11 protein-coding genes are annotated in these 10,736 nt (G+C 63.7%); 6 read left to right on the top strand and 5 right to left on the bottom strand.

Annotated features, from left to right (window positions below; all coding sequences use genetic code 11):
- The 3 genes from A7G45_RS01835 to A7G45_RS01825 all read left to right on the top strand — a co-directional run bounded on the left by A7G45_RS01835 (window position 1) and on the right by A7G45_RS01825 (window position 2,749).
- Entirely contained in the window at window positions 1-1,545 is a 1,545-nt protein-coding gene (locus A7G45_RS01835) for an acyl-CoA synthetase (RefSeq protein ID WP_043983962.1), read from the top strand.
- A gap of 16 nt (window positions 1,546-1,561) precedes the next feature.
- On the top strand, window positions 1,562-2,101 hold the full coding sequence (locus A7G45_RS01830) for a TetR/AcrR family transcriptional regulator (RefSeq protein ID WP_157850336.1): 540 nt from the start codon (window positions 1,562-1,564) through the stop codon (window positions 2,099-2,101).
- 84 nt (window positions 2,102-2,185) lie between these two features.
- Window positions 2,186-2,749: a TetR/AcrR family transcriptional regulator gene (locus tag A7G45_RS01825; protein WP_052506257.1), complete on the top strand. Its 564-nt coding sequence runs from the start codon at window positions 2,186-2,188 to the stop codon at window positions 2,747-2,749.
- Between the two features lie 23 nt (window positions 2,750-2,772).
- On the opposite strand, the gene A7G45_RS01820 is transcribed toward A7G45_RS01825, so the two are convergent.
- From A7G45_RS01820 to A7G45_RS01805, 4 genes are read right to left on the bottom strand one after another with little or no spacing between them, the layout of a single operon-like run.
- Window positions 2,773-3,045, bottom strand: a complete 273-nt coding sequence (locus A7G45_RS01820; protein ID WP_043390675.1) for a cytochrome C oxidase subunit IV family protein — start codon at window positions 3,043-3,045, stop codon at window positions 2,773-2,775.
- Window positions 3,046-3,047: 2 nt separating this feature from the next.
- Complete coding sequence (locus A7G45_RS01815) at window positions 3,048-3,680, bottom strand: cytochrome c oxidase subunit 3 family protein (protein ID WP_338048585.1); 633 nt, start codon at window positions 3,678-3,680, stop codon at window positions 3,048-3,050.
- A complete protein-coding gene (locus tag A7G45_RS01810; RefSeq protein WP_043983967.1) occupies window positions 3,664-4,407 on the bottom strand; it encodes a hypothetical protein in 744 nt (247 codons plus the stop codon). The genes A7G45_RS01815 and A7G45_RS01810 overlap by 17 nt, the downstream gene beginning before the upstream one ends.
- A gap of 43 nt (window positions 4,408-4,450) precedes the next feature.
- On the bottom strand, window positions 4,451-5,248 hold the full coding sequence (locus A7G45_RS01805) for an SDR family NAD(P)-dependent oxidoreductase (RefSeq protein WP_260932948.1): 798 nt from the start codon (window positions 5,246-5,248) through the stop codon (window positions 4,451-4,453).
- Window positions 5,249-5,432: 184 nt separating this feature from the next.
- On the opposite strand from A7G45_RS01805, the gene A7G45_RS01800 reads away from it, so the two are divergent.
- The 3 genes from A7G45_RS01800 to A7G45_RS01790 are packed head-to-tail and all read left to right on the top strand — an operon-like array spanning window position 5,433 to window position 9,648.
- Window positions 5,433-6,293, top strand: coding sequence for an SDR family oxidoreductase (locus A7G45_RS01800; RefSeq protein WP_043390956.1), 861 nt, complete (start codon window positions 5,433-5,435; stop codon window positions 6,291-6,293).
- Window positions 6,294-6,313: 20 nt separating this feature from the next.
- Window positions 6,314-7,924: a class I adenylate-forming enzyme family protein gene (locus tag A7G45_RS01795; RefSeq protein WP_260932945.1), complete on the top strand. Its 1,611-nt coding sequence runs from the start codon at window positions 6,314-6,316 to the stop codon at window positions 7,922-7,924.
- Complete coding sequence (locus A7G45_RS01790; RefSeq protein WP_260932942.1) at window positions 7,921-9,648, top strand: class I adenylate-forming enzyme family protein; 1,728 nt, start codon at window positions 7,921-7,923, stop codon at window positions 9,646-9,648. Before A7G45_RS01795 ends, A7G45_RS01790 begins: the two co-directional genes overlap by 4 nt.
- Here A7G45_RS01790 and A7G45_RS01785 read toward each other — a convergent pair.
- Window positions 9,645-10,667: an MBL fold metallo-hydrolase gene (locus A7G45_RS01785; protein ID WP_260932940.1), complete on the bottom strand. Its 1,023-nt coding sequence runs from the start codon at window positions 10,665-10,667 to the stop codon at window positions 9,645-9,647. The two genes, A7G45_RS01790 and A7G45_RS01785, sit on opposite strands and share 4 nt — an antisense overlap.
- Window positions 10,668-10,736 lie beyond the last annotated feature (69 nt).

Genomic DNA, 10,736 nt, shown 5'->3' with positions numbered 1-10,736 from the left:
ATGTTCCCAGGGACGCACGCACTGATGACGCCCGACAAGGCGGCCGTCATCATGGCTGAATCGGGGCGCATCGTCAGCTACCGCGAACTCGATGACAGCTCGCGCCAACTCGCCGTCGCATTGGCTGATCTCGGCCTCGTCAAGGGTGACGTCATTGCGATGCTCAGCGACAACGCCGCCGAGTGCTTCACCATCTACTGGGCGGCCCTGCGGTCTGGGCTGTACCTGACCGCGGTGAACTTCCATCTCACGGCCGACGAGGTCGCCTACATCGTCGACGACTGCGAAGCCAAGGTGCTGATCGCCGCCGGTGGCCTGGGCGAGTTGGCCGAGCAGGTGCGGGTCCTGGTGCCCGGCGTCGAACACGCCTACAGCTTCGGTGGCGATCTGACCGGATTCGGCTCGTACGCCGACCTTTTGGCGTGCGCCGGTGATCGAACTCTCGCCGACCAGCCGCGCGGCAGCGACATGCTGTACTCGTCGGGCACCACCGGGCGCCCGAAGGGGATCAAACCGCCGCTGCTGCCGATTCAGGTAGGCGAGCCGGGAGACCCGATCACCGGACTGCTGGGCACTGCGTTCGGTGTGACCGCTGATGATGTCTATCTGTCTCCCGCGCCGATCTACCACGCCGCACCGCTGCGGTGGTGCGGCGCGATCCAAGCGCACGGCGGCACCGTCGTGGTGCTGGAGAGGTTCAAGGCCGACCGCGCGCTGGCCGCGATTCAGCAGTACCGGGCGACCGCCATCCAGGTGGTGCCGACGATGTTCGTGCGGATGCTGCAAATGTCGGACGAGGAGCGCACGTCGTACGACCTGTCGAGTCTGCGCTTGGCAATCCACGCTGCCGCACCGTGTCCCCCCGATGTCAAGGAGGCGATGATCGCTTGGTGGGGAACGATTCTCGTCGAGTACTACTCGTCGACCGAAGCGTGCGGGTTCACCGTCATCAACTCGCACGAGTGGCTGGACAAGCGCGGATCCGTCGGCCGCAGCATGCTGGGACCGGTCCACATCTGCAGTGATGATGGCGCTGAATTACCTTTTGGCGAACCAGGATTGGTGTACTTCGAGCGTGACGTTCGTCCGTTCGAATATCACAACGACCCGGCCAAGACCAAGGAGGCCGAGCACCCGGCGCACGCCAATTGGACCACCGTCGGTGATATCGGCTACGTCGACGCGGACGGTTATCTCTTTCTGACAGACCGGAAGTCGTTCATGATCATTTCCGGTGGGGTCAACATTTATCCGCAGGAAGTGGAGGACGCACTCGCATTGCACCCTGCGGTGTTCGATGTGGCTGTCATCGGGGTACCGGATCCGGCCATGGGTCAACAAGTCAAGGCGGTGGTCCAGCTGCGCGAGGGGGTGGAGCCCAGCGACGAATTGGCCGAGCTGCTCATCGCGCACTCCCGGAGCAAGGTGGCGGCGTTCAAGACGCCCAAGACCGTCGACTTCGTCGAGAGCCTGCCACGTACGCCGACGGGAAAGCTGGTCAAGCGGACGCTGGTGCAGCGATACGCAGCCGCTCCGGCCGGCTGATGCGATGAGGCGAATCGTGAGCGTCGACGATTACTTCGACGCGGCGATCGAACTGCTTGTGACGGAGGGGCCGGGCAGCATCAAGGTCGGCTCGCTGTGTTCTTCGTTGGGCGTGACGACTGGGTCGTTTTATGGTTACTTCCGGGGGCTGGAAGATTTCGTCGAAGCGCTGCTGGCTGCCCGTTTGTCGACGCAGAACCGGCGACTGGCCGAACTGACCGCCAGTCGCGTGTCGTCCGCGATGCGGATGGCGCACCTGCGGGAAGTCGCACGGGATGTTCCGCACCACGCCGAGGCCGCGTTGCGGACATGGGCGGCAGGCAATCGGGCCGTGGCACGGCTGCAGCAGCGCCTCGACGAGGAGCGGGTTGCCACTCTCGTCGAATTCCTTCGCCCCATCGTGGTCTCGCCCGAAGTGGCGGCGCGGCTCGGGGACTTCGGGATGGTCTTCCTGATCGGGTGGCAACATCGTCACGCCGGCGCCTGCGGCCCGGAGTTCGACGTCATGTTCGACCACTTCGAGGCAGTCATACGCCAATACGCATGGGCTGGGTAGCTGCACGTCGGCCGCAAATGTAAGGATCATTACATCGAACCGGCGCAGAGCCGGGGACTTGTTGAACTCGCGGGAGGAATTGCCGTGCGCCTCTTGGTTACACGTGAGCAGTATTTCGACGCAGCCATGACGTTGTTGGCCACCGACGGCGTCGGCAAGCTGAAGATCGCCACGTTGTGTGGGGCCCTCAATGTCACGACCGGATCGTTCTACGGGTACTTCGGCAGTCTCGACGGATTCGTCGCCGAATTCCTCGCCTATTGGGAAGAGACCCAGACTGAGCGGTTGGGGCAGTTGGCTGGGGTCCCAGGAGATCTCGCCGCGCGAGTCCACCTGTTGAAGCGCCTGACCGCAGGGCTTCCCCATTCCGCGGAAGCCGCGATACGTGGCTGGGCCCATACCGACGCTCAGGTCGCAGCCGCCCAGAAGCGGGTGGACGACCGTCGCATCGACATCGTCACCAACCTCCTCGCACCCGCCGTCGGGTCGCGCCGGGAAGCAGCGACCCTGGCGATAATGGGTGTGACACTGCTGATCGGGATCCAGCAGTGGCGTTCACCGGTGACCACAAGGGATTTCAACCGCATCTTCAACGAATATGAAAAGGTGCTGTTCGCTCGGATGACCGGCGACGAGAGCATCGCGTAGCGGCCCGGTCGGTCGGCTCGCCTTCAGGCCAGCAGATACATCACCGACAGCACCCCGAGCAGTACGAGGCAGAAGAACTCGAATAGGCCACGCAACGCCCACGGCGCCGCGCGAAGCTCCATGAAATAGAGGCCGACCAGGCGTGCCTTGAAGATGGCCACCACGAAGATCGCCAGGCTCGCTGCCACGTGCGCGCCGCCGCTCGCTGTCTGACTCCCGATCACCCATTGGGCCAGTGTCAGCGCAACGAGAACCGCCCAGGCCAGCGACGCCTTGCTCAGTACCAGAGTCGCCATGATCAGTGCACCAGGAAGACGAGCGGAAAGATGATGAGCCACAACAGGTCCACCATGTGCCAAAAACACCCGCCGCCCTCGAAGACCGCAACCTGAGTTCGCGTGGTCTCGGTTCTGCGCGCGAACCGCCACAGCACCAGCAGCACGATCAGTCCGACGATCACGTGGACGAGGTGTAACCCGGTCAGCGCGAAGTAGTAGAGGAAGAACTCGTTGGTGTTCGGCGTGATACCTGCCGCGACCTTTGTGCGGTACTCGATGACCTTTACGATCACGAAACAGGAACCCACCAGTGCGCCCGCCAAAGTGAGGCGGGCGGCCAGGTGTCGAAACTGCGTACTTCGCATCGCCCTGACCGCCAATACGATCAACATGGAGCTGCAGAGCAGCACCAGTGTGTTGGCCACTCCAAGGGTCCGGTTCAGGGCCAGTTGAGACTCCGCGAACAGCGCCCGGTTGTGGCTGCGGCTGTTCAGATACGCGCCGAACAACATCGTGAAAAGCAGCATGTCGCCGAAGATCAAGACCCAAACCCCTTGTTCGCCAGGCACATGTTTGGCCGGTGGGCAGGGGTCCGCGGTCGGTTCGACCGGCCGAGGGCGCGTCGAGAGGCTGCCGTCAGGCAACTTCGGCACCTTCGAGCTCTCGGTCTTCGGCCTCCAGTCGCTGCAATGCCGCGCGGGTCAACGGCACCATGGCAAAGAGGTAGACGAAGAACATGACGAAGACAAGCCAGAAGGTGATCAAACCCTGCCAAGCGAATGGCCCACGGGTCATGAACGAGATCATCGTCGTCGAGATGAACGTCGCACACGTGAAGAATCCCACCCAGGCGATCCACGAAGGGAACAGCGGCTTTTGCCGCTTGTCGGTCAGCATGGCGAAACCGATTGCGCCCCATTGGATAGTGAAGATCATGAATGGCGGGTCGAAGATGAACCAGCCGAGGTCATACAACATCTGAATGTTCTCGTTGGATCGGACACCCGGGCGAAAGGCCGCGGTCATCCAGCAGATCGCCGGCCCGAGCAAGGTGATCATGGCGACCGCGCCGCTGATCGCCTGCAGCTGCGGCAGAACGCTCATGGAGTCTTTCTGCATGCGCTCCATGAGCTTGCACATGGCGATGGTCCAGGTGAGATAGAAGGGAATCGACAAGAACATCAACACCATGCCGATGCGGATGTTGACACTGTTGTCCCGGAAGTAGGTGCCGATCTGGTCAGCGGAGAGGTGGGCCGCCGGTGGCGGAAAGAACCCGCCGAATACCGCGAAGCCGAGCAAGCTGACGATGCAGAGAAGCAGGATCGAGTAGTTGCACAGGTGCAGAACGCGATAACTGGTACGACGTGCTGGGTTCATGGTGGCACTCCTTGTTGAGGTGGCAGAGGTCAGCGCTGTGTGGTCAGGGCATCGTGTAGCCGCCGCTGACCGAGATCAGCTGCCCGGTCACCTGTCGTGCGGCGAAAGGTGACGAGAACCATGCCACCGCGCGGCCGACGTCCTCGGCCGTCGTCAAGCGGCGCATCGGGGTGTCTTTGAGCATGAACTCGATCTGCTTGGGGTTGAAAACGTCGTCCTGCCCGACCGCCCACAGACTCGAGGCGCCGATGGCCTCGGGTCCGTCGGGCATGACGAGCCCGGGGCAGACGACATTCGAGCGGATCCCGTGCCGCCCGTGTTCACGTGCGGTGGTACGGGCCAACGCCACCATGGCGGCCTTTGACGCGCCATAAACGCCTTGCCGAATCTGTCCGAAAGCGGCATCGCTGGCGATGAAAACGATCGACCCGCAGCCGGCGTCCCGCATCGGACCGATCGCAGCCTGGGTGGCGGCGAGCGCGCTGAAGAAGTTGATCTCCATCGTGCGTTGCCATTTCACGCGGTCGGTGTCGGTGGCCACGAAGCCGGGGACACTCCATCCCGCATTGTTGACCAGGACGTCCACGCCACCCCAGGCATCGACGGCGCGGCCGACGGCCGACTCGGCGCTACCGGGCACGGTGAGATCGGCTATGACCACTTCGACCTCCGCGGCGCCGAGCGCGAGCGCCTCGGCGCGAACGCGCTCGGCCTGCGCCGCGTCGATGTCGTTCAGCGCGATCCGGGCGCCCTCTGCGGAGAAGACGTGCACGATGCCCCGACCGATGTTGGAGGCCCCGCCGGTGATGACGACGCGGGCGTTCGCCAGTCCCAGGTCCACGACGATCCTTTCCGACCGCGGCGTTCGCTCCGCGGATTTAATTTAGAATAGAAATTCGGATTAGATTTGTCTACTAGCAAATCTGGTCGATCACGTACGCGCGGCGCACGAGGTCGACCTTGACGCTCCAACACTTTTGAATCTAGATTCAATAGTGAGTTCAATCGACCAGAGGGAGCAAGTCGTGGCAGGAGTGCAGGACAGGGTCATCGTCGTGACGGGCGCGGGAGGCGGGCTGGGGCGTTCGTATGCCCGATTCCTCGCTGCGCACGGCGCACTGGTCGTCGTCAACGACCTTGGGGGAGCGCGGGACGGTTCTGGCGCCGGGACTTCGATGGCCGACTCGGTCGTCGACGAGATTCGCACTGCGGGTGGGCGGGCCGTCGCGAACTATTCGTCGGTGGCCGATCCGGACGGAGCGGCCGAGATCATCCACACCGCCTTGTCGGAGTTCGGTGCTGTTCACGGCGTCATCAGCAATGCCGGCATTCTGCGCGACGGTGCCTTCCACAAGATGACGCAGGACAACTGGGACGCCGTCATGCAGGTCCATCTCTACGGCGGCTACCACGTCATCCGGGCTGCCTGGCCGCACCTGCGCGAACAGAATTACGGACGTGTGGTGGTGGCGACGTCGACCAGCGGTTTGTACGGCAACTTTGGTCAGGCGAACTACGGGGCGGCCAAAGCAGGCCTGGTCGGACTGATCAACACCCTGGCAATCGAGGGTCGAAAGTACGGCATCACCGCGAATGCCGTTGCGCCGCTGGCGGCCACCCGGATGACCGCCGACATCGGGTCCGCAGAATTGCTCGACAAGCTCGACCCGGAGCTCGTTGCCCCGGCGGTCGGGTACTTGGCATCTGCGGAAAACACCGACACTGGTTCGGTTTTCGTCGTCGGCGGTGGGCTCGTGCAGCGAGTGGCGCAGTTTCAAAATGCCGGTGTCAGTTTCACCTCGGCGCCGGACCTCGCGACGATCACGGACCGGTGGTCGGAGATCAACGATATGTCCGGGGCGACCCTCGGCAGCAATCCGGTGTGAGCGGCGGCTCGGTGGCAGACATGACGCTGACGGAGTCCTACTGGCCGGCCGATCACAGTGTGCCACTTGTCGATTTCACCGTGGGTGCGCTACTGGCTGATCGTGCTGCGCAGTACCCGGACCGCGAAGCGCTCGTAGCCGTGCGGCACGGTACCGAGAATCTGGCCCGGCTGACCTATCGCGAATTGTTCGATGAGGCGTGCCGGGTGGCCACGGGTCTGCGACGTATCGCGCAGCCCGGCGACTACGTGGCCCTGTGGGCGCCCAACGTCCTGGAATGGACAACCATCCAATACGGTGCCGCGTTGGCCGGCGTGGTGCTCGTCGCACTCAATCCGGTCCTGCCGGCAGCCGACCTCGAGTATGCGTTACGCCATTGCGGCGCAGTCGTATTGCTGCACGCCGACACCAGTCGCGGCTACGCCATGGCGGAAGTCGCAGGGGAGGTGTGCGACAGAATTTCGGGGCTTCGCCGAATATCGTTGTCGGACAGCGCCATCTGGCGACCCGATGACATCGACCATGACGTCATCGCACGTGCCCCGGTTGATCCGGACCGCCCCGTCATGCTGCAGTACACATCGGGCACCACAGGGCGGCCGAAGGGCGTTGTGCTCACTCATCACGCGCTGGTGAACGTGGCGAAGTTGACGATGGAGGCTGCTGGAATCGGCACGGCCGCCGTATGTGTGAACCCGTTGCCGTTGTTTCATACCGCCGGATGCGTGATCGCGACGCTCGGGCCGCTGTGGATGGGTGGCACCGCGGTCGTCTGCGAACGATTCGTCGCGCATGCGGTCCTGGACACACTGCGTGCCGAGGAAGCCTCGGTGCTGTTCTACGTGCCGACCATACTGAGCGCGCTGCTGGCTGCGCAGGAGGCCAGTCGGCAACGACCGCCACCATTGCGTGTGATCATGGGCGGTGCCGCGATGGTATCCCCGCACTTGATCGACAGCGCCGTAGCAGTTTTCGGGGCCGGCGTGTTCAACCTCTACGGGCAGACCGAGCTGGCCCCCGTGCTGACAATGACCCGGCCAACCGACACCCGGGACGAGCGGCTGTCCACGGTCGGCCGGCCGTTGCCTCAGGTCGACTGCAAGATTGTCGATCCGGAGACCGGAGGCACCGCACCCGTCGGCCAGATCGGGGAGATCTGCGCTCGGGGCTATCAGCAGTTCGTCGAGTATCTGCACGACCCCGATGCCACCGCGCGTTCGCTCGACCCGGACAACTTTGTCCGCACCGGCGACCTCGGCACCATGGATTCGCGCGGGTTCGTGTCTGTCACGGGGCGTCTGAAGGAATTGATCATTCGCGGCGGCGAGAACATCGCTCCGGCGGAGATCGAACATGCCGTCGCTGCCCATGAGGGCGTGAGTGAGGCCGTCGCGGTGGGCGTCCCCGACGAGCGGCTCGGCGAGATCGTCGCCGTGGTGTGTCGGTTGACCAACCCCGCTCACATCGGTCTCAGAACCGATCTGGTCGATCATGCGCGCGAACGCCTGCCCGCATACAAACTGCCGGCCCGCTGGTTCGTCGTCGACACGTACCCGACCACGGCGACCGGCAAGGTGCAACGCCACGCGCTGACAGCGGCGATCAGGCGCGGTGAACTCCACGAACTATGAGCGATACCAAGGCGATAGCGGCCCGGCGCGACGAACTGCTCGCGCGCTTTCCCGTATGGCGTGAGCGCACACTGGATGGCTGGCTCGATGACTGCGCTGCCCGGTATGCCTCGCGCCCGTTTGTGCTGTCCGATGATGATTGCCTGACCTATGAGCACGTCGCCGTCGAATCGCGGCGGTTGGCGGCGGGTCTGATGGCACTCGGGGTGCGACCGGGCGACCGAGTTGGCCTGGTCATGGCCAACTATCCGGAATTCGTGACGGTGAAATTTGCGATCGCCCGGGTCGGGGCCATCGCGGTGCCGTTCAACTACCTGTACCGCCGCGACGAATTGGCCTTCGTGCTTGGGGATTCCGGGTGCCGGGTGTTGGTCACCATGACCGGTTTCGGGGAACTGGACTACCAATCGATGTTGGACGACATCGTTCCCGGCTGGGATCACGACGGTTTTGCGGGTCGCGCCGATTCGTCCGACTCGCTCGCCGCGCTGCGTCATGTCGTCGTCCTCGAAACCGACCGTCCGCGCCGAGCGGGCGTGCGGTCGGTGGCGGACCTCGCCGAGCCGGGCGCGGACACGGCGGATCATGTGCTCTCCCAAAGTGATCCGCGTGCACCTGGCGACATCCTCTACACCTCGGGAACGACGGGGTCGCCCAAGGGTGTGGTCACCTCACACGACGGTGTCCTGCGCACGGCATTCGCATCTGCGCTGACACGCGCATATGAACATGGCCGGCGAATCCTGTTCTCGTTGCCGTGTTATCACATGTTCGGTTACGTCGAGGGTCTGCTATCGGTGATGTTCGTGGGTGGGGCCGCGGTCTTGCAGCAGAGGTTCAGTGCCGAAGGCTATTTCCGAGGCATTCAGCATCACCACGCCACCGACATCCTCTGCGTGCCGACGATGGCAGTGGCCATGGTGGAGAGCCCGGCTCGGTCGAGCTTCGATCTCTCCTCGTTGTCTGCGATCCTGTGCGGTTCTGCGCCTGCACCGATTTGGTTGTGGCAGCAGATCGAACGTGACTTCGGTGTGAGTGAGATCGTCACCGGCTACGGGATGACCGAATGCGGCGGTGCCATGACTCTCACGTTGCCTGAGGACGCTCTGTCGTTGACCTCGCAGACGGTCGGTCGTCCGAAACTGGCCGGCGCCGCCGGTGTCGCGGGCACCGACGCGTTGGTCACCTACCGGGTGGTGGACCCCACCACCGGTGCCGATGTCGAGGCCGGCGTCGAAGGGGAACTGTTGTCGAGCGGGCCGTCCACCATGCTCGGATACTGGAACCGTGCCGCCGAAACGTCGGCAGCGCTCCGCCTGGGCTGGTTGTGGTCGGGTGACCTCGGCTGCCGGCGCGCAGATGGCTACCTGCAGGTCACCGGCCGCAGTAAAGACATGTACAAGAGCGGCGGAGAATTGGTGATGCCCAAGGAGATTGAAGATCTCCTCGCTGGTCACCCCGACATCAGCCAGGTCTTCGCGATCGGATTGACCGACGATCGCTGGGGCGAGATCGGTTGTGTAGTTGTGGTTCCGGTACCGGGCGGAGTCATCACCGAGCAGGAGATCATGGCGATCTGTCGCGCCAACCTCGCCCGTTTCAAAGTGCCGAAACGCGTGGTGTTCTACCGTACGGACCAGCTGCCGACGACCCTGACCGGCAAGGTGCAGAAATTCCGCCTCGTGCAGGAGTTGCGTTCCGGCGGTGCCGCGTTCACTGACTAGGCGACGGCGAACACGGTGACACCCGCTTCGGCCCGACTGGACAGCAGGTGTTGTGTGACAAGCAGATCCAGATGAGCGGCGACCTCGAGCACAGCCGTCATCTGATGCACGACGTCGAGTTCGTCGAGTGTGCGTTGGTGCCGGGTCCAGCGCATCTGCGTCGCAACGTCGAACGCTGTGGACGAGCCGGCGGCTACGAATTCGGCGACGCGCGCCAGCCGTTCGCGGTGATGATCGAGCAGTTCTTGAGCGCGATCGCCGGTGCGCCGGTCCGCTGGGCCGTGCGCCGGCAGCATCCGGGACTGCGGCAGTTGGAGGAACAACCGCAGCGAGGACAGGTAGGACCGCAGGGGCAATGCCTCGGGCGCTCGTTCGAAAGCTATCGAGGGTGTGATCCGGGGCAGCAGATGGTCGCCGGTGAACACCATCTGGTGGTCGACGTCATCGAAGACCATGTGTCCGCGGGTGTGGCCCGGAGTGAACCGTGCGACGACCGACGCACCGCCACAGTCGATCACGCCACCATCCATCAACCACCGGTCCGGCGGCGTGAACGCGATACCGCGTTCGTACGGTTCCCACGCCAGCTCTTCGACGGCACGTGCGAGGTGGGGTGCTCCGCTGGTCCTGAGCATCCCGACCTGCGTCGGATGAACGCCGGGCAGCGCCGAGAAGGCTTCGATGCTGTGCCGCTCTTCGTATCCCAGCATCAATTCCGCGTCGTAGGTGCCGCTCCACCGCAGGGCGAGCGAATAGTGGTCCCAATGTTGGTGGGTCACCAGGATTTGTCTGACGTCGGACGGCCCGGCATCGATCCGGCGGAGAGCATCGATCAATACGGCTTCGGAATGCGCGTAATCCCAACCGGGGTCGATGAGGGTGACACCGTCGCCGCCGAGAATGAGGTACGCGTTGACCGACGTGAGGTCGGGCAGCGGCAACGGCAGCGGCACCCGGACCACGTGATCGGCGATCAATTCGTGCGGGGACCCGACACCTGAGGTACTTAGGGCAGGCATCTCGGCGTCCTCCGGGTGGTTTCATGGGCAACTAATTTAATTTAACACAGATTTGAAAATGGTGTTAGG

Origin of the sequence: Mycolicibacterium llatzerense (genome assembly GCF_025331195.1) — a bacterium.
Classification (GTDB): domain Bacteria; phylum Actinomycetota; class Actinomycetes; order Mycobacteriales; family Mycobacteriaceae; genus Mycobacterium; species Mycobacterium llatzerense.
The sequence above is the reverse complement of the archived record's forward strand: the minus strand, read 5'-3'. Positions and strand labels throughout refer to the sequence as shown.